Below are 20327 nucleotides of genomic sequence, written 5' to 3'. Positions count from 1 at the left end.
TGGGCTCAAACCATTCAGTATTAAGGAGTTAGTATGTCGAATAACATCGTTAAAACTTATCACTTCAAAACCAAGCCCGAAGTAGGAAAAGATGCTTTTTTAGTGGTTAGCGCGCAAATAGATGCGTATATGCTTGCCACAGAGGGCTTTGTATATCGTTCGGTAGCACAAGTGGCAGACGGTGAGTGGCTCGATTGTGTCTATTGGTCTTGCGCTGAAGCCGCTAGGGCTGCTGATAATGTGATGGACCAGCCTTTTATGACGGCATTTATGGCCTGTATTGAACCTTCTAGTGTTGTGTGTATGCAGGCGGACATTGCCACGCAAGTGTATCCAGAAATGCACCAAACCCCGCCGCAATAGCGCCTCACTGAAAAATTGATTAAGTTGATATGAAGCAAACGGAACGCCTTTTACAGTTAGTTAATTTATTACGCAACCGCCGTACAGTATTAACAGCGCAACAATTAGCGGATGAATTTGGCGTTTCGTTGCGAACTATTTATCGCGATATTCAAAAATTAGAATCCTCTGGCATTCCTATTGAAGGTGAGGCCGGTGTGGGTTACCGCATTCACCGTTCCGTTAATTTACCGCCTCTTATGTTCGATGCCGATGAGGTCGAGGCGCTAATGCTGGGCGTTAAGATGGTAAAAGCTTGGAGTGATAGCCAGTTATCCCTAGCGGCACAAAGTGCGCTGCATAAAATTGTAGGTGCATTACCGTCAGAGCTAAAACACATTGGCGATACGTTGCCTTTTAAGGTTCCGGTATTCCCTGATTTTATTGATAGCAAAAACCCCAGCGCTTTACTGAGAGAAGCCATTAAAAAGAAAATAACAACCGATATAAAGTATACCGATGCAAAAGGCGCGGTTAGCCAGCGTTTGGTATACCCGTTAGGGTTATTATTTTGGGGGAATGTTTGGACGTTAGCTGCGTGGTGCTGTCTACGCCAAGCCTACCGCGCCTTTCGGTTGGACCGTATTGAGACTGCGAATTTGCAAGATCAGTATTTTGAGCATAGTAAAGAATGCTCGTTAGAGCATTATATGGCTAGCTGTGAACATTCATAAATTTAGTATTTGATATTCAATGCGCTACCGCTGGGTGAGCTTATAATTTCTACCTGCAACGCCATTTGGGCTTTTAGTTCTGTCACGTGCGAAATAATACCAATCATTTTCCCGCTACTTTGCAGCTCCATTAAAGTATCAATTGCTAGATCAAGTGCTTCTTGATCTAGGCTACCAAAGCCTTCATCAATAAATAGTGCGTCTAGTTTTATGCCGCCGGCATAGGCTTGTACAACATCGCTTAACCCCAAGGCGAGTGCTAGTGCGGCTAAAAATGATTCCCCTCCCGATAGTGTCGCAGCGCTGCGAGTAATGCCGGTATAGTTATCTTCAATTAATAATTCTAAGCCTGATGCGCGATTGCCTTTGGCGCGGTCGTTATTGCGTAAAAGGCGATAGCGACCTTTACTCATTTTAATTAACCGATGGCTGGCTTCAATGAGTACATCATCCAATAGTACGCCAAGTACAAAGCGTTGCAGGCTAATTTTTTGTGGGTTTTTGCCATTGGCAACATGGGCTAGAGTGCCCAGTAATTCAAATTCTTTGTCAGTTTTTTTCCGTTGTTTTGCAATAGCCTGTAGCTTTTTATCCGCGCGTACTAAATTTTCTAGATTTGATTGATGTTGCTGCCATTGATGTTGCTGAACTTTATAACGTTGCTCGCTAACTTTAAAATCTTCGGTAAGCTTTTCGATATCGGGAGTTGATTTTCCTTCAAGTAAAGATTCTTGGTTTTTTAGTAGCGTTGCTAACTGATGTGTTTTTTGATTGTACGTATCAATGCGCTCTGTTAGCTGTTTTTGCTGCACTTCACTGCGTTGCGCTTGCTTGAATACTTCTTCATCAGTAAAGCTATTTTGCTCTAGCGCAGCGTGCCAGCTGTGAGTCTCTTGCGTTACTCGTTGGCGTAGTGATTGAAAGCCTTTTTCTTGTTCTTGCAGTGTAGTGGTAAGTGTGTTGAGTTGTAGTTGTGCTAGCTCCAATGCTTTTTTACAGCTCGCTTCGTGAGCCTTGGTATCTTCGAGTATTTTTTGATGCTGATTAATGCGCTGCTGTAAAGTAGCGGTATCTCGCAGGTCTTCTGGAATCGCTTGCTCCAGCTGTTCTTTTTTTTCTGTGGCGCGAACGAGTTCAGTGTTTAGGCTGTGGCATTGTGCTTGCGCAGTATTGAAGGAGGTTTCAGCATCAGCAATTTTTTGCTGTAGTAAATTTATCTGCTGTTGAAGCTTGGGGATGTCATTAATCTGATGATTCATTCCTTGAATATCATAAAGTTGTGCTGCGTATTGCTCTTGCTCTTCTTCTAGAGGGTGCTCAGGTATTCCTATTAGATCGTCTAAAGCTGATTTTTCTTTTAGGGTTTGTTGTTGCTGTGCATTCAGCTGGGCGAGTGTGTTTTGTTGCTGAGCATAATTAGCTCGTAGCTTTTCGAGCTGTTCGCGTTGGGTGTTAATGGTATCGGTATTAATAAGGTCTTTTGATTCATGTTGCGCAGGGATTGGGTGCTCTAAACTACCGCATACTGGGCAGGGATGGTTTTTATTGAGGGTTGCGGCAAGCACCGCTGCTTGTTGCGTATGCCAACGATATTCTATTTGGTTGAGCTGCTCTTTTAGCTGTAGGCCTTGCGCTTTTAATTCGCTAAGTTTACCTTCATGTTGGGTTATAACGACTTGATTTGATTCAATTTTTTTGCTCAGCGCTAAGCATTGAGAGCGTTGCTGAATACGTACTTTTTGTTTTTCACTGTGTGCTATAAGCGCAGGTAGCTGATAGCTAACTTTTTCCCATTCTTTTAGTGTTTTCTCTGTTTCATCGAGTGACTCCTTGTGGCTGGAAATATTTAACGTTTCGTTTTTTAAGCGATCATTTGCATTGTTATATTTTTGCAGTAATAAATGGTATTGCTCTGTTGCGCTATGCAGGTTGGCAACGTTGGGTTGCAGCTGTTGTAGGCGAAAAATTTCAGCGCTAATGGGTTCGGATTTAGTTACAGCTTGCTGAGCATTTTTTAGCTCAGCTGTGGCACTAGCAACGTCAGTATACTGGTTTGTAATACTGCTATTTAGGTTGGCAATGTTTTGTTCTGCCTGCTGTTGTTGTTGAATTAGTGCATTAAGGGTTTCTTTGATGTGGCTGATTTTACTGGCCGATAAACTGCGCTTAAGCTGCTGTTCAAGTGTTTCTATTTCAGGTTGCTGGCTTAACAGCTCAGCATATTCTGTTTGATATTTTTTTAGTGTCGTAAGTTGTGTATTCAGTGTGCCCGCTTGCTGTAGTGCGTTGTTGCTTGCATCGCGTAGGGCTTTATTTTTTTCTAGTGTATCAAGTGCTGTTTGAGTGATTTCTTTTTGCTGGGTTAATCGTATTGTTAATGCATCGCTATCTTCGGCTTCAACGTTTTCTAATACTAGCTTGTGTTCTAGCTTGAGTTTTTCGTATTGAGCTTCAGTATGGCGTGCATTTTTAGTGAGCTGGTCTTGCAGTTGAGTGTAAATTTCTGTTTGGAAAAGTGTGGTAAATATGTCTTCACGCTGTTTAGAATCTGCAAGTAAAAACTCGCGAAATTTACCTTGCGGTAGAATCATCACCTGTCGAAATTGCTCAACATTTAAACCCAGTAATTCGATCACTTTCTGGTTCACTTGCTGTGCACTTTTGCTGATAATTAATGTGCCTTCAATATCGGACGTATTATCAATAGGCTTGTGCGTGGCACCGATGTGCCATAGTGAAGCTTCTGTTTGTTGCGTTGTAGTGCCTTCCCCCCGTGCTTTGGCGCGCTCTTGCATTGGCATGCGGTACACACGATAGATCTCTGTTCCTATTGAAAATATAAAATCGACTTCGGTTATGGTGTTTTGATCGGCATGGTCGCAGCGCATTTGTGTAGCGTCGCGCTCTTTTCCATTGGTTTGGCCATAAAGCGCAAAGCACATCGCGTCCAGTAGGGTGCTTTTACCGGCACCAGTAGCACCGTTAATCAAAAATAACGGGTAGTCTCCAAGTTGTGAAAAGTCTAAGGTTTGTTGTTGTGCAAAAGGGCCAAAAGCTTGCAGTGAAAGTTGTAGCGGCTTCATGCTATTGGTCTCCTTGAGATATCTGTTTGTTCAAATCTGTTAGAACTTGCTCTAGGTATTGTTCTTGCTCTTGCGTCAATGCCGTTCCTTGTAGCTCTTGATAAAAATCTTGAAACATTGCTAAGGTATTTTTTTGTAGGCGTTGCCCACTTTGTGGTAGTTGCTGTTCGCGTTGTAAAAACGTTTTTTCAAGGAGTAATACATTCGGGTAAACGCAGCGAAGCTTAGCCATAGCATCCAATATGGCGTGCTGATCGGTAAGTGTAATTGCGAGGTAGTCTTCACTGTGAGGGTCGTCTTTTGCATTAGTGATTAAAGCGTCGATGCTACCTTCTAACGTGCGCATATTGCGTAGCGGTTTGATGGCAAGCTGTTGGCTATTGGCAGGCTGCCCCTTTTGGAGTTCGACAAGGGTGACCGCTTTATGGTGGTTTTCTTCAGAAAAACTGTATTTTAATGGCGAGCCGCTGTAGCGAATATGTTCCGCACCGCGTTGTTGCTGGCCGTGCAAGTGGCCGAGCGCAACATAATCAAAATGGGCCATTGGGCTAGCTGAGACGCGGTCTGCGCCACCAATGGATAGCGGCCTTTCGGAATCACAAGCATCGGCGCCATCAACAAAGCAGTGGCTCATCAAAATTTGAAAATCAGCTGTTGTCGGCTGAGATTGAATGCGTTCCACCATAAACCGTTGGGCTTGATCAAATGTGGAGCAAGGTTGCTGAAAGTCACTGCGTATTTGCTCGGGTGTATGGTAGGGAATACCGTAAATAGCTGCCGATTCTCCGAGCTTACTTTTGACTGTGACGGGGTTTTGGCTGTCTTTTAATTGGTGCAGGATATGCACATTTTGGCTGGCTAATTGGCGCGCGCCAAAAGCGAGACGTTCTGCACTATCGTGATTGCCACTAATCAATATGACAGGGATGTTATGCACACTACTGAGGGTATGCAGCGCTTCATCCAAGAGGGCTATGGCGCCTGCGGGCGGTACGGCGCGATCGTAGATATCGCCGGCAACTAAAACGGCATCTACATTGTGCTCTACGGCCAGCCCAATAATTTGCGAAAGGGCATGGGCTTGGTCTTCGAGTAGCGAAACATTGTGAAAAAGCCGGCCTAGATGCCAGTCTGATGTGTGCAAAAACTTCATAGCAGTGCCAAAAGTGAGGACACTACCTGTTGAGATCGGGCATAGCAAGTGAGTGATTTTGAGTAATTATTATGGTCTAGCGCCCGCAGTTACAAAGTTTTACATCTTTCGGCTTCTAGTCGCGCTAGGATTGTGCGCCCAGTAAAACATTGCATGCGTCACGTGATTGCCTAACCGTGTGTGCGACAAGGTGCAAGCTGTGGTATTTAGTGCTGTTAATAGTGGTTTGAACAGGTTATACCGGTGGTAGCAATGCAGCCCGTATTAATGGGCGATAACAGGATGATTAAGGGAGAGCAAAATATGAAGGCTTTATTGAGTCGATGGTGCAGCCTAAGCGCTGTAAAGACGAGCGCTGTAGCGCTTGCGGCATTGGGGTTGGCTGGTTGTGATGGTGCGACGGTTACCATCGAACCCCACCAATCGTCGAGCGTCACCGAGCAGCTGTCTAGCAGCATACATCCTACCGTTTCTAGTACCTCTAGCAGTGAAGTTGTTGTGACCTCTTCAGCAAGCCCTACCTCTAGTGGTATTGAAGTTGTACGCACTTATTACCCTAGCTGGCACTTCAATATTACGGATATGGCTGTCGATGCCGTTGCTGGTCACGCTTATATTGTTGACAAAGATTTAGATTTTATTTTTAAAGTGGATGTTGTAACCGGTGATTTACTGGCCGAGCTGCCCTTGCCTTTCACCGCTGGCGCGGTGGCGTTTTCTGGGCCGGCGGCCACCATCGTTGCCACCAGTAATGATGGTACGCACCGGGCAAAAGTTTTTAATGCAAACTTAATGGTCGCGACCAATGAAATAGCATTAGGTTTTGATGCTTTTGATGTCGTGGTCCATGAAACAGGATTTGCTGTCTTTTCGAGTTCGGACGAAAGTCAGCCGTTCCTTTCTTCTGTTTATATTAGTGGAAGTAGTATTTCGAGTATTGAGCTTCCAGTGAATTCTTATTTGGCGGCGTCTCAAGATTATATTTATAGCACTAGCCTTGCAGAGCCCAATACCTACAGGAAGCACGCAATAGTTAAAGGGACGGTGTTAGAGAATGAGGCTCCGTATCGTGAGGGTTCGAACATTGGTGAGTGGTTGACGATGTCACCCGATGGAAATCACTTCCTTACCGCACAAGGCGATTACTTCAATAGACAAGACGACCGCTTGACATCGATGGGACCTGAAGCCGTGGCCTTACGGGACATCGCATTTACACCGAATAGCGATTTGGCGTTAACGATTGGGCAAGATGGTTTAATAAGACTCTATGACATGGAGCCTAATTTCAATATTGAGGGGGACCTTTTAAGCCCGCGAATGCTTTCTGATGTTTCGGTTGTTGGTCAAGCAGAGCACGTATTGAGCCTTAAACAGGGTGAATTTGTGATTCATTCGGTTAAAGGGTTAGCTGTTTCTCAGTTAGATATTTCGCCCTTTAAGGTGGTGAGTTCATCAAGCGCCTCAGTCGTTGCAAGCAGCTCAACGCCAGTTACATCGGCGCAAAGCACTAGCAGCGAGTCGATTGCTGTAAGTTCAGCGGCAACTAATAATTCTTCAGTTGCAGGCAGCTCGGTGGGCGATGCGTCTACAACAAGCCATAGTGTTAGTGTTTCGAGTACTTATGGCAGCAGTTCAATTCCAGTAACATCAGCGCAAAGCACCAGCAGTTTTGCGCCCATTAGCAGCTCAAGTTCTTCCGTAGTGGTATCAAGCAGCAGCTACTCAAGTTTGAATTATTCACCTTACCCAGAAACACCCAATCGCATTAATTTATCGTACAACGTTACCACTAACTGGGATTTTTCAATGGATGACTTTGCATCAGACAGTACCACGGGTATTGCTTTTGCTATTGATAATGAAAAATCGACTTTATATAAATTGGATTTGCTCGATGGGCAATTACTGAATAGTGTGGATGTCCCAGAAGGGCCGATAGCCATATCGTATCTTAAAGGGTATCGCTTAGTTGTTGTTGCATCGCGAGACTTCGCTACGCTGAATATCTATAACACCGAAGATTTATCGTTGGTAGACACTGTTCAGCTTGATGATGTGCCCTATGACTTGGCTGTGACTAACGCTGGCTACGCGGTATTGTCGTTTTCCACGGGTGCTGAAAAAGCGTTGGTTTATGATCTTGCGGCCGGTGCATTGCAAGACGAAATCGCTATGCCGCTGGAAAGTAAGCTAACGATAATCAGCAATAATCAGCTATTTGCCATAAGTAATGATCGATTCAATTTGTGGCGTTTTTCGGTGAATAATCAAGGTATAGCACTGTTAGAAAAGTCGTTGTTCGATGATGATGTTCTTGGCGATTTTGTCAGTGATTCCCGTTCTAGTGATATCTTAATAACGGCGAAAGGCACATTATTTAATAAAGATGCATTCACCATCGCCGACACAATCGACTACGGTCAGTTGTATTTTAAAGATATTCAGTTTTTAAAGAATAGCGATTATGCAATTAGCCTTGATGATAGAAATTATATTCGTCTATTTGATGCGCGCGTAAACTCCCTAGACTACGGCGTTACCAACGACCCTCGTAGAATTGGGTCGAATAGCAGTTTGGGTTCGGCTGAGCGAATAGTACCGATTAAGAACTCTGCTGTAGTTATTCATCGGCAAAGCTTTACTTCAAATGATACTGGGAAGTATTCGATTGTCGCATTGGACCTTCTTCCGTACCTTAATGATGAGGGTATATTGAATAGTTCTTCTAGCTCGGTAGTGGTATCAAGTTCTAGCTCTGTGGGGAATCAAAGTACGAGCAGCGAGGTTGTTGTGATTAGTTCTTCTACAGGAGTAGATTTCTCTTCAAGCTCGTTACCTTATAATGTGTTGACATTAAGCGAACGTCCGGTGTGGGGTGACAGTACACAAGAACTTGGCGACACAATTGTTGATCACCAGCGAGGGCTGATGTACTTATTTGGTCAAGGGATTTCATTTGATGCAATCGACATCCACTCTGGCGAGCGTGTTTGGGGTTGGGCTACTCGCGATAATATACAAGGTCTAGCAATATCGCCTGATGGGAGTGCTTTGTATGCCGCTTATGCTTATAGTGAAACTGTATTTATATTTGACCTAGAAACTCAAGAACTAACTGATCAGCTATATATTGACGAATTAGAGCGAGGTGAGTTCCTGGCTGACATAGTAGTCAATGATGGTTTTATTATTCTATCCATCGAATCATCAAAACCACGATTAATGGTGTATGACCGTAACTCGTTAGACTTTGTTTCTCAATTAGATGTTGCGGCGCCAGTGAAAATAGAGGGTGTTAATTCTCAAGAAGGAATACTTGCATCATATATCGATAATAATATCCAGAAAATTTTGTATTTTTATATCCGAGGTGGTTTTTTATTCGAGGGTGCGCCGTTTTCGGTTGAGGGTTTTTCTGACAAGCTTGAAGTATCCCCTGATGGTGACTTTGTTGTATCGCACAATAATGAAGTAATTTCTCTGTTTTCTGGCGAACCTTATAACCTACCATTGAGTGCTAGTCGTAAAGGATTTTATGATGTTGCATTGGATAAAAATACATCACGCATAGCTGTAATTGACTTGACGGGCAAGGTTGTGGAGTACGCGTCTGCTGCTGTAGATAGTGAGCTTCACCAATACCACTTACCCCATTCGCCAGAACAAATTTTTTATATGGATTCTGAATTGTTCGCGATAGTGGCTCTGCCTGACGGTAGGCGCCACATTATTCAGTTAGCTAATACATTGGCGGGTATTAATTCTCCTGCCAACTTTTACGAAAAATTTAATAATGATAATGGAGCCTATATCTACGTTCCTTTTACCATGAGTAATTACCTAGACGAATGGCCGGCGCTGACTATTTCTTTCGATTTTGTTACCCCAGAAGAAAACTTTGATTACCCTGTAGCCATAGAGCCCGTGTGTGGTAATGGCGAATGCAGTGTACCGGAGGGTTATAAAATTATTGTTGAGCCGGGTATTGAGCGCACGCGAGTAATTTTTCACTTAGCAACGCATTACCCGTCTATTGATCCTTCTGAGATTACAGGTTTGGTCATTCGCACAACTGACCCTGGGCCTTATGAGTTTTCTATAGAAAATGCCGAATGGCGAAACGATATTACTCAAGGATGTGCTGGTTCAAACCGGTTTGCTGGTGATGTTGTGGGCGACGGGATAGATCTTTATATCTCAGGAAATAGTAATGAAATTACTGTAGATGCAAGTTACGGCGCGTCATCATTAAGCTCTAGTACTGCTAGCTCCTCAAGCAGCGTGCAATCATCTAGTTCTGTTGCTCCTGCTCCTAATGATCTTAATGGCACTATAGATATTCATACGGACTACCTTGAAACTATCGAGCAATCTACTTACGGCTATATTTGCGCTTATTAGCTACTAATGTCGCTTAACAAAAAAACACATTTTCTGTTTTTTTTGTTTTCGGGAATAGAAGCGCCATATCAGTAGGTGTTAGTCATGTATGAATTTGTGGTGCTGTGGATAACTGATGGTTTAATCAATTAATCTGAAAATATAAAATAAGGAAAACTAATGAAAGCTACTCAGGTTTTTACAATGCTGTTTATCATCGTGGCTACATTTACTTTAGCTGCATGCGATGGCGCACCGGTTGATGGTAGTGACCAAGTCGCGGAGGACACTGCGACCAGTAGTGAATCGCAATGTGAGCCAGGTGACGTTCTCTTGTTTAACGGCCTTTGTGGTCACTCCATTCCTGAGCCCTGCCATCCAAGCGAACGAGATAATCCCTCCGAAGGGTCTTTTTGCGTGAGCTATACTGATGATGCCTGTCGGATCGATAGTCAGTCACAGTCGTGTAAAAATAACTGCATGCGGGATTCCTCTATTCATGAAGCGTGCGCCGCTTTTGTGCCGCAGCTATCTGAGCAAGCAAGCCTTATGCTACGCACTAAATGGACGCTTAAAGAGTATGGCTATCAAATGAGCGAAAAAACTAGCCCAATTGAAGGTGCAAATGATCACCTTTGGTTTGGTGATGATGCAACATACTCAGCGCTCGACACGCCATTTCCATACTCGCGTAGCATTGACTGCAACACCACCTATGGCGAGTATCAGATAGTAGATAATACTCTGACATTGGGGGCGGGTTGGACAACCTTAATCTTTTGCCCAAACGCGGATAATCAAGATTTACAGGATCAAGTTGATTTTATTTCTGATGTATTAGCAAGCCCAGTCGTTTTTTCTATTGAGGGCAACCTTTTAACATTAACGGCCGGCGATAGTGCGCAGCTGATATATACGGGAAATTAAATTTAGAAAGTCCGGTATTGAGCGCGTGTAACTCAATATCGGATTTTTTATTACCTAGAATAAATCCACAATAACAAGTGTTAAACTGCCGCCAATTTCAGCTAGGCGCAATCATCAATGAAATCCCCCCATACTTTAATGGTACAAGGCACCACCTCCGATGCTGGTAAAAGTTTATTAGTTGCTGCCATTGGGCGAATACTCTATCGGCATGGTGTGAGTGTTGCACCCTTCAAACCCCAAAATATGGCCCTTAATAGCGCGGCTACGGCCGAGGGTGGTGAGATTGGGCGCGCGCAGGCGGTGCAGGCGTTGGCGTGTGGTTTGGCGCCGCATGTGGATATGAACCCGGTATTGCTAAAACCCAATAGCAATACCGGTGCGCAAGTGATTGTGCTGGGTAAAGCACAAGGCAATTTAGAGGCTTGGGGTTACCACCATAAAAAGCCAAGTCTATTACCCATTGTTTTAGAGGCGCACCAGCGCTTAGCGGCGCAATACCGCGCGGTGATTGTAGAAGGCGCTGGTAGCCCTGCTGAAATTAATTTGCGCCAAGGTGATATTGCCAATATGGGCTTTGCCGAGGCGGCCGATTGCCCTGTAGTGATAGTAGCCGATATTGACCGTGGTGGCGTTTATGCGCATTTGTACGGCACTTATGAGTGTTTAAGCGAAACAGAGAAAGCCCGCGTAAAAGGTTTTATCATTAATAAATTTCGAGGTGACGAAACTTTATTAAAACCCGCTAACGATTGGTTACTGGAAAAAACCGGCAAGCCCATTTTGGCGGTAATCCCATATATTCAAGAGCTGTATATAGAGGCCGAAGATTCGATCGACACGCAGCAATTTAATGCCGGCGACAACGCCGTGAATATCTCGGTAATTGTTTATCCGCGAATTTCCAACCATACCGATTTTGATGCGCTGCGCTTACACCCCAATGTGAATTTAACCTATGTGCGTACGCCTGAAGAATTAGGTGCTTGCGATTTGTTAATTTTGCCTGGCAGTAAAAACGTGCAGGATGACTTGGCTTGGCTACGCGATAAAAGTTGGGAGCCTATTATTCAAAAACATTTGCGTTATGGCGGCCGCGTTATGGGTATTTGCGGTGGCTACCAAATGCTGGGCACAGCGTTAAGTGACCCAACTGGGGTAGAGGGCATTGCCGGCGGTAGCAGTAAAGGTTTAGGGTTATTAGATTTAAACACCGCATTACAACCCCAAAAAACACTGCGTAATGTAGCGGGTGTGTGCGCGCACAGTGGCAGTGCAGTTGTGGGTTATGAAATTCATGCCGGTGAAAGTACGGGGGCGGCGCTGAATAAGCCGTTATTTATTTTAGAGGGCAATCAGCCCGAAGGCGCACAAAGTGAAGATGGTGCGATTAAAGGCACATACCTGCACGGTGTTTTTGACAATCAGGCGTTTTTACAGGGCATTCTGAATTGGGCCGGTTCGCCTGATGTTAAAGCATTCGATTATCAGGCACATAAGCTTAAGCAGCTAGACCGCTTAGCGGATGAGGTTGAGGCTGTATGGCCCGCCGAGCAGCTTTTGGCGCTGCTCAATTTATAAGTCTAAGAAGAGAAACGCTAAAGGCGCATATTCTCGATGTAATAAGCCAGCTCCATTGCGCATTCTCCTGTGCAGTGGTTGCTCTTATTGAAGGGCATGGTATTGCTAATAGTGTTGTGTAGTTCGGTAAACGATAAATTTGTGCCAATTTGGAATGGCAGGTTAGTGTCTAAATTGTGGCAACTTGCGCATTGCTCGCTAAATAATTGAGCGCCATCGGGCATAGCGCTTACCGGTTCGGATGAATCTTGGCTGCTGGCAGCTTCTGAGGAGAATGACGCTTGACTGCTGGATGCAGCTTCAGAAGATGCAGTATATTCCCAGGAAGAATTAGCGGCCTCGGAAGACGACATATCGGCAAATGACGAAGATGCGGCCATGCTTGATTGTGAGGCGGTTGATGAGAATGTAGGCATGGAGCTCATGTCGAGTGATTCATTCGACGAGCTAGAGCTGTTAGTTGGCGGTAAGCCTTGGCTAGAGCTTTGGTTGCTGACTGCATCGGGTGGTGTCACCAAGTCTTTTACGTCATCCTTGCTGCATGCGCCACACGCGAGCACAATTGTTGCCAAGCTAATTAACCTGCGCATTACACGGTACTCCTTTGCCAAAAGCCGGGTAGCGGGCCATTGCTAAAGCCGCCTCTGGCCTCAGGAATACCTATGCCGTCGGTATGCAGCCCCATTGCTAATGCAATGGATGTCAGTAGTTGCGTATGGGGTAAGCCTACAAGTTCAGCGGGATGTTCGCGGCTGGATGTCACGTTGGTGTTACTGTGCTGGCGATAATCTAAAGTAAAACCGCCTTGGTGCCCAAAGTGATGGCCGCCGCTCAATATAAACGGCATGCGGTCGTGCATATCGTCCACCAGAATACCGTTGTTGGAATAGGTGAACACATAGGTTTCATCCAACAGTGATGCTGTGTGTTGCCCTGGTAGTGCGCGTAGTTTTATTAGCAGCCTGTGCAAGCGCTCCATATACCACTGAATATAGGGAGTGGCTTCTTCTTTGGTGTAATTGGGAGAGGTGCGACCTTTGCCGTCTAGCGGTGTTACCGGCCAGTTGGCGTGGCCAAGCATAAAGCTGGCGCAATGGCTAAGGCCACAGCTTAATGCCATCGCGATAATATCTTGTTGAATATCCACGACGGTGGCGATATCCGATGGGGCTTCTACATCGGAATAGTTACGGTTTGGGCTTAGGCCGCGCAAATTCAGCGGGGGAATTTTGGCGGCAATGCTCGCAAGGCCATCTAATTGCTGTTCAACCACCTGCTTGGCGTCTGTGCCGATGGTATCTTTTAGGCCGCTTAACGCCAGTGCATCTTCTCGGCTGGGGCCACTGCCAAAACAAACTTTGTAGGCAAGCTCGGGGCTGTCTTCGTGTTGCAGCTGCTGGCCGCCAGCAAAGCTATTGCTGTATTGCGAAAGCTGGTTAGAAAAAGCCCCAAAGCGCAAGCTACCAAAGGCTTTAGAGGATTTGCCCTTTAAGTCGGCAGCCAGGTAGTTGTCTAGCGATGTATCGTCGCCGCCGGTTAGCAGGTGCGCTTGGCTGGCATGAATATCGGCCGCGCCGAACATGCTGATGCCGTCGATCAGCGTGCAGTGCTGGGCAACCGGTTGTAGGGGGGCGCTCATTTCAGGCAGTTGGCTAATGGCCCCAGCCTGTGGGAAAAACAGCTCTGGTGTAATGCCTTCAGGGAAGAAGTTAAACAGGATATTGGGTTGTGCAGGTTGGCTCTCGGCAATAGCACGCTGTGCCAGTTGGGCGTAAAGCGGCACCCCAACAGACGCACCTTGAAGTGCTTGAATAAAACGGCGGCGAGAGATCATAGGTAACCCTTGGTCTTAATGTTTAGCTATTGATGAATGCGTAATGATAACGCTTTGCACTCGAATTGTTGAAACAATTATCACATTCTACAAAGACGTTACAGCACCTAAATGTAAGCAATTGTATAACTGTGTTGCGGGTTGCCTTGTAGGTATTGTTTTAAGTAAATGCTTAATGTAGGGCTCGTTATGGTTATCAATATATAGGGGCGCTTTTGTATCTTTAGGTAAGCTAAAAATAGCTAAGCTGGGTAATAGGCAGGCTATACGGGCATAAAAAAACCGCCCGAAGGCGGCTTTGCTTTAGTTTTTTAGCCCTAGGCTTTTGCTTTGCGGCGGCTTTCAAGGTCGTGTTCGATTTCGCCCATGCGCTTGGTGTTTAGCGGATAGACCACTAACAAACCCAAAGCGACGAATGAAAATAGCGCAGGGATCCAGCTCATTAAGCTGACCATAACGTGCTTGGTATTGGCGATGGTGTCTGGGTCGCTACCGATATAGCCATAGGCGGATAAAACCAGCAACACAAGTGCCGAGGCAAAGCCGTTACCGGTTTTTTGGATGAATGTGCCGGCAGAATAAAACAGCCCTGTGGCGCGGCGGCCGTTTTTCCATTCGGAATAGTCGGCGGCATCGCCGAGCATACTAAAGACTAATACTGGCATAAAGGCGGCAAAAAATTCACAGCAAATGCCCAGTGCAAAAATCAGCGTAACTTGATCGGGTTTAACAAAAAATATTGCGCAAGCAAAGGCGCCGCTGGCGGCTAATGAAATACTGAATAAGGTTTTTTTACCCAGCCAGGTGGTTAGGTAGCCTGCGATAAGGGCGGCGAATATGGAGGTGAGCATGGTAGCGAGAAAGAAACTACCAGTTAAGGTCTTGTCGCCCATGTAGTGGGTAAAGTAATAGGCTGTGGTGGTGTAGCGCACGCCGTTGTAGAGCATGGTAAATAGACCAAGGCCTAAAATCATGATCCAAGGCTTATTGGTGAGTAGGTCTACAAGGTCGCGCTGCGAGGGAGTGATTTCGGATTCAGGCTTTTTGATGAGCTGTTGAATAATGAACCATGCGGCCCCGATAACGACGGCGAAGAAGATGCCCGAAGCCAAATTGCGATAATAAAAGAACAGCGTGATCGCAAGCAGTGGGGTAATGATGAATGGCAGGTTCTTCAGTAGGTCGCCCAGTTCGGTTTTAAGTGAGCCGCTGGGCGTGGGTGGTTCTACGCGCTCTTTGGTAGTGAAAAAGGTAATGCCGCATAAAATAATTAATAACCCTGCAAAAATATACATGGTTTTTTGGTAGCCAATGGCATCGTTACCTTGGCCAAAGTACTCGACCATATCGGGCAGGAAGCTCATCATCAGTACGCCACCACAAAAGGCGCCTGCAAAGCGGTAGCCCGAAAGCACTGTGCGCTCGGTATGGCTTGGCGTCATTACGCCCATTAGTGCGGAGTAGGGCACGTTATTCACGGTGTAGGCCAGCGTTAGGCCGATATAGGTGAAGTAAGCCCAAACAATTTTTGCGACAGGGCTCAGGCCGGGTATTACCGTGAACGATAGCACCATAAACAAGGCTAATACGGGCGCGGACCAAATAATCCAAGGGCGAAACTTGCCGTATTTGGATGTGGTTCGGTCGGCAATCATGCCCATAATAATGTCGGTAATACCATCTGAAATGCGAACAACCAACATCAATATAGCGGCTGCGGCTGCCGAAATACCTAAAGTATCGGTATAAAACACGGCGAGGTAAGCCAGTGCGCCGCGCCAGACTAAATTCGCGGCGGCATCGCCCATGGCATAACCGCTCTTTTCTACAAAAGAAAGCTTATTGGATGACTCCATCGTCATATATATCTCGTTATTATTTGGGAGTGAAATGCAGGCCAGTACTAGCGCCGAGCATTTGAATTATCCCCTTTGTTTTGCCAGCGGGGAGTGACGTGGCAGCACGATAGCATTTCGGATTCATGCAATAAAGCGTTTGCGTTACTGCCGGCGCGGCATTGCACAGTTTTACCGGAAGTTGGCGCATAAAAAAACCGCCCTAAGGCGGTTTTAGTAAGGGACGGTGTGCTTAGCGCTATTTGGCAGCTGCTGCACGGCGCGCTTGAAGTTCGCTTTCGATTTCGCCCATGCGTTGGGTGTTTAGGGGGTAAACAACCAACAATGCTAAGGCACTGAAAGAGAAAATAGCGGGGATCCAGCTCATTAGGTTAACCATGCCTTCTTTGGCTTGGCTGATGGTTTCTGGGTCTGTGCCGACGTAACCGTAGCTGGCCAGTACCAGCAGTACTAAAGCACCGGCGAAGCCACCGCCCATTTTCTGGATGAAAGTACCGGCCGAGTAAAGCAGGCCAGTAGCGCGGCGGCCGTTTTTCCATTCCGAGTAATCGGCGGCGTCGCCCAGCATGCTAAAGACCAGTACCGGCATAAAGGCCGCGAAGAATTCCGCGCAAACACCTAAACCAAATACTAGGGAAACATCTTCGGGCTTGGCAAAATAAATACCGCAAGTGAAAAGCCCGCTAACAATAAGCGAAATGGCAAAAAGTGCTTTTTTGCCCAGCCAGGTGGTTAGGTAGCCAGCAATAATAGCGGCAAACATACTGACGACAGTCGTCGCAAAGAAGAATTTACCGCCCAAGCTGGCATCGCCCATATAGTGCGTGAAGTAGTAGGCCACAGTGCCAAAGCGAATACCGTTATAGAACATGGTGAACAGGCCTAAGCCTAATATCATCAACCAAGGTTTGTTGGTGAGTAGGTCGATAAGGTCGCGCTGTGATTGGGTGGTTTCGCTTTCTGGCTTTTTGATAAATTTACTAAGCACAAAGCCAGTGCCACCAATAATAAGGGTAAAGGCAATACCACTGATAAGGTCGCGCTGAACAAAAAACCAAGACATGGCCAGCAAGGGAATGCACATTAAGCCAATGCTTTTAAACATTTCGCCAAAGCCAGATGGGCCATTAGAGCTTTTGGGCGGTTCTACGCGTTCTTTGGTGGTAAAAAAAGTAATGCCACACAGCAAAACGAGCAAGCCAGCAAAGACATAAAACGTTTGTTGGTAGCCTTTAACATCATCGCCTTGGCCAAAATAAGCCACCATGTCGGGTGTAAAGCTCATTACCAATACCCCGCCGGTAAAGGCGCCTGCAAAGCGGTAGCCCGAAAGCACGGTGCGCTCGGTGTGGCTTGGGGTCATCACACCCATAAGGGCAGAATAAGGTACGTTATTCACGGTGTAGGCTAATGTTAGGCCTATATAAGTAAAGTAAGCCCAAACTAGCTTCATGGCAGGGCTAATATCGGGCGCGGTAAACGCGAGCACCATAAATAATGCCAATACCGGTGCGGACCATAAAATCCAAGGGCGGAAGCGGCCGTGGCGGCTGGTGGTTCGATCGGCGATCATGCCCATTATGATGTCGGTAATACCATCGGATAAACGCACCAATAAAAGTAATGTAGCGGCTGCGGCTGCCGAAATGCCTAAAGTATCGGTATAAAAAACAGCGATATAGGCAAGTGCGCCCCGCCAAACTAGGTTTGCGGCGGCGTCACCCATCGCATAGCCGCTCTTTTCAATAAAAGAGAGCTTGTGAGAAGAAGTTGAAGACATGGTCTACCTCATTGTTATTGTTTGTCTAACTTGCGAGTAATCATGCGGGATATTGGCTGTGCTTATGCCGGTAGTGGGTAACGTGCCCCAATGCCACAATGCCCCAAATGGTCAAAATTTCGACGCGAAACAATAGCATTTACCGCAAACCTTATAAAGCGTCGGCTATCGGGTGTTAGGGATTATTGCGGGGATATCGGCAAGCTGTTCTTTACGGCTTGCTTAAGTGCGCGACTTGCCTTTTGTGCTGTGGCTCGCAAAACCTAGAACTAAAATGGAACGCAGTGATGTTTTTGTTAATTTACACCAAATATGATCTTATCCGACCATATTTGGCCTGATACTATATTGGTAAACAAATTTGAGAATCATTCTCATAACCTTAGTATTGGGGACTTATGAACATTCAGCGTATCTTGCCTCTCGCCGTTACCGCGGCTTTATTGGGTGCTTGCACCGGTAGCCCTAACCCAGGCACATCATCCAGTTCACCTGCGTCGGTTGCATCGAGTAGTGAAAGCGTGGTGGTGAGTTCTAGCAGCGTCGCTCAGAGCAGTGAAGCCTCGAGTAGTCTAGCTGTTAGCAGCCAGGCACAAAGCAGTAGCGGTGGTGTTAGCCAGTTTGTTGATTTGCCGGATGAGTTTCGCATTAGTGAAGATGGCGAACGCTTGGAGCAAGGCGGTTTTTACAGTTCGAAGCTGTATGATGAAAGCGTAATCGAAACCATTTACCTCGATTTTGATCAAGCGGATTTTAAGTCGCAGTTGACGCAAAACTATGCCAGTAAAACCGAAATTCCCGCGACGTTACGCTATAAAGACAAAACTCTAGAGCAAGTAGGGGTGCGTTATCGCGGCAATACCAGCTATTCGCGCGCGGGCGATAAAAAATCTTTTTCCATTGATTTAGAGTGGGCGACAGAAGGCCAAGATATTAATGGCTACAACGAATTAAAATTAAATAACGGCTATGAAGACCCATCGTCAATGCGCGAAGTGGTCTATGCCAATTTGGCCCGTAAAAATATTCCTAGTGCACGCGGAAATTTTGTAAACCTAGTGGTGAATGGTGAGAATTATGGCGTTTATCTCAATATTCAAAAGCTAGAAAAAGACCACGTTAAAGAGTGGTTTTTTGATGGTGATGCAACCCGCTGGCGGGCAGAAAGGTCGACAAGCGGTGGTGGCTTTGGTGGCGGATTTGGCGGCGCCTTTGGTGCCGGTACGTCTACCCTGAATGATTTGGGTGAAAACGGCAGTGATTACGAAGATGCTTACACACTTAAATCGGCTACCGTGGTTGACCCTTGGCAGGACCTCGCTAATGCCGCCCATGCGTTAGGCTCGGTGAGCGATGCAACCTCAATCGAAGAGCTTAACCAATATATGGATGTTGATGCCGCTTTATGGTTTATCGCTACTGAGAATATTTTTACGGATGATGACGGTTATATCAATAAAGGCGGCATGGATTATTACGTCTATTTCGATCTGTTTACGGGGCGCTTAGTGCCTATTGAATACGATGGCAACTCGGCAATGGACGATCGTTTAGCGACGAGCTGGAACCCGTTGTATAAAATGAACGATGCTAATTTTCCGTTAATGAATAAACTGTTCAATATCCCAGAATTGCGTGAACGTTATTTGGCCCATTACCGCACTATAATGGAAGAGTCGCTAAAACCAGAGATAGCGGAAAAATTAATCGATGGCTATAAAGATTTAATTAATACCTATGTTGCAGCGCCTGCGGTTGTGCGTGAATATTCCTACGGGCAATTCGAAAGCGAAGTTGTTGCGCTAAAAGATTACTTTAGCACGCGTTACAATTATTTGATGAATCATGCCGACCTGAGCGGCTCAGCTGTGAGCATTACTAGCGTTGTAGATGCAGTCGCCGGCGTACCTTCTGTGCGGCCAAAAGATACAGAATCAGTAGAAGTATCAACGACCGTTGAGGGTAATGTTAAGGCGGCATACCTCTACTACGGTACTGGGCTTGCTGGGCGCTTTACTAAAGTGCCTATGATGGCCGGTGGAGGGCAATTTACTGCCACTATTCCACCCATGCCTAAAAGCGAATATGTACGTTATTACGTAGAGGCGATTGCCAATAACTCCACCGGTACAGCGACATATTCACCGGTAGGCGCAGAGCATGATGTGTATATTTATCAAGTGCAGGCTGCCGCAGCAGTGCAAAGCCCTGTAGTAATTAATGAATTGGTTGCCGATAACGAAACCATCGTAACAAATGCACTGGATGAATATGCCGATTGGATCGAGCTTTACAATAACAGTGCTCAGGCTGTTGATTTAAGCGGTTGGTATTTAACCGACGAAGATACTCAGTTACAGCGATGGGCATTTCCTAGCGGCACAGTGATTGATGCTGGGGCTACATTGGTTGTGTGGGCAGATGATAACGCCGACGAGCTTGGTGGCTTGCATGCGAACTTTAAATTAAGTGCCGGCGGTGAATATGTTTACTTAGTCAACCCCGCGCTGGAATTTGCTGATCAAGTAGTATTCGAAGATGCTCCTGAAGACCAAAGCTATGCCAGAACCCCGAATGGCTCCGGTGCTTTTGAATGGACAACTTCACCCAGTTTTAATGCTATAAATCCTTAGGGAGTTTTTAGGGGCATTGAG

At 45.9% G+C, this 20327-nt stretch carries 12 protein-coding genes; 6 read left to right on the top strand and 6 right to left on the bottom strand.

Translation table 11 applies throughout. The features are described 5' to 3' along the window. Positions 1 to 33: 33 nt before the first annotated feature. Positions 34 to 363 (top strand): hypothetical protein, encoded by a 330-nt coding sequence (locus MARGE09_RS19860; RefSeq protein ID WP_236984881.1) that lies wholly within the window; start codon positions 34 to 36, stop codon positions 361 to 363. Between the two features lie 29 nt (positions 364 to 392). Continuing rightward, positions 393 to 1076: a helix-turn-helix transcriptional regulator gene (locus tag MARGE09_RS19855; RefSeq protein WP_236984880.1), complete on the top strand. Its 684-nt coding sequence runs from the start codon at positions 393 to 395 to the stop codon at positions 1074 to 1076. Between the two features lie 2 nt (positions 1077 to 1078). Here the strand turns inward: MARGE09_RS19855 and MARGE09_RS19850 are convergent, their stop codons facing one another. Together MARGE09_RS19850 and MARGE09_RS19845 are read right to left on the bottom strand one after the other, a co-directional pair. Beyond that, on the bottom strand, positions 1079 to 4159 hold the full coding sequence (locus tag MARGE09_RS19850; RefSeq protein ID WP_236984879.1) for an AAA family ATPase: 3081 nt from the start codon (positions 4157 to 4159) through the stop codon (positions 1079 to 1081). A 1-nt stretch (position 4160) separates the two neighbouring features. After that, on the bottom strand, positions 4161 to 5312 hold the full coding sequence (locus tag MARGE09_RS19845; RefSeq protein ID WP_236984878.1) for an exonuclease SbcCD subunit D: 1152 nt from the start codon (positions 5310 to 5312) through the stop codon (positions 4161 to 4163). Positions 5313 to 5564: 252 nt separating this feature from the next. Between MARGE09_RS19845 and MARGE09_RS19840 the strand changes: the two genes are divergently transcribed. The 3 genes from MARGE09_RS19840 (at position 5565) to MARGE09_RS19830 (ending at position 12203) form a co-directional block, all read left to right on the top strand. Then, positions 5565 to 9716 (top strand): YncE family protein, encoded by a 4152-nt coding sequence (locus MARGE09_RS19840; RefSeq protein WP_236984877.1) that lies wholly within the window; start codon positions 5565 to 5567, stop codon positions 9714 to 9716. Positions 9717 to 9875: 159 nt separating this feature from the next. Then, a complete protein-coding gene (locus MARGE09_RS19835) occupies positions 9876 to 10622 on the top strand; it encodes an META domain-containing protein (RefSeq protein ID WP_236984876.1) in 747 nt (248 codons plus the stop codon). 117 nt (positions 10623 to 10739) lie between these two features. Further along, positions 10740 to 12203 (top strand): cobyric acid synthase, encoded by a 1464-nt coding sequence (locus MARGE09_RS19830; protein WP_236984875.1) that lies wholly within the window; start codon positions 10740 to 10742, stop codon positions 12201 to 12203. Positions 12204 to 12220: 17 nt separating this feature from the next. Here the strand turns inward: MARGE09_RS19830 and MARGE09_RS19825 are convergent, their stop codons facing one another. From MARGE09_RS19825 to MARGE09_RS19810, 4 genes are all read right to left on the bottom strand, one after another. After that, the gene (locus MARGE09_RS19825; protein WP_236984874.1) at positions 12221 to 12793 is read right to left on the bottom strand and encodes a c-type cytochrome; all 573 of its coding nucleotides are present in this window, start codon (positions 12791 to 12793) and stop codon (positions 12221 to 12223) included. Then, positions 12793 to 14037, bottom strand: a complete 1245-nt coding sequence (locus MARGE09_RS19820) for a DUF1552 domain-containing protein (protein ID WP_236984873.1) — start codon at positions 14035 to 14037, stop codon at positions 12793 to 12795. Before MARGE09_RS19820 ends, MARGE09_RS19825 begins: the two co-directional genes overlap by 1 nt. 317 nt (positions 14038 to 14354) lie before the next feature. After that, complete coding sequence (locus tag MARGE09_RS19815; protein ID WP_236984872.1) at positions 14355 to 15899, bottom strand: MFS transporter; 1545 nt, start codon at positions 15897 to 15899, stop codon at positions 14355 to 14357. A gap of 232 nt (positions 15900 to 16131) precedes the next feature. Next, complete coding sequence (locus MARGE09_RS19810; protein WP_236984871.1) at positions 16132 to 17673, bottom strand: MFS transporter; 1542 nt, start codon at positions 17671 to 17673, stop codon at positions 16132 to 16134. A 398-nt stretch (positions 17674 to 18071) separates the two neighbouring features. On the opposite strand from MARGE09_RS19810, the gene MARGE09_RS19805 reads away from it, so the two are divergent. Beyond that, entirely contained in the window at positions 18072 to 20306 is a 2235-nt protein-coding gene (locus MARGE09_RS19805) for a CotH kinase family protein (RefSeq protein ID WP_236984870.1), read from the top strand. Positions 20307 to 20327: the final 21 nt, after the last annotated feature.

This window comes from Marinagarivorans cellulosilyticus (assembly GCF_021655555.1).
In the GTDB taxonomy this organism is placed as follows: domain Bacteria; phylum Pseudomonadota; class Gammaproteobacteria; order Pseudomonadales; family Cellvibrionaceae; genus Marinagarivorans; species Marinagarivorans cellulosilyticus.
Note: the sequence above shows the minus strand (reverse complement) of the source record. Positions and strands in the feature narration are given on the sequence as shown.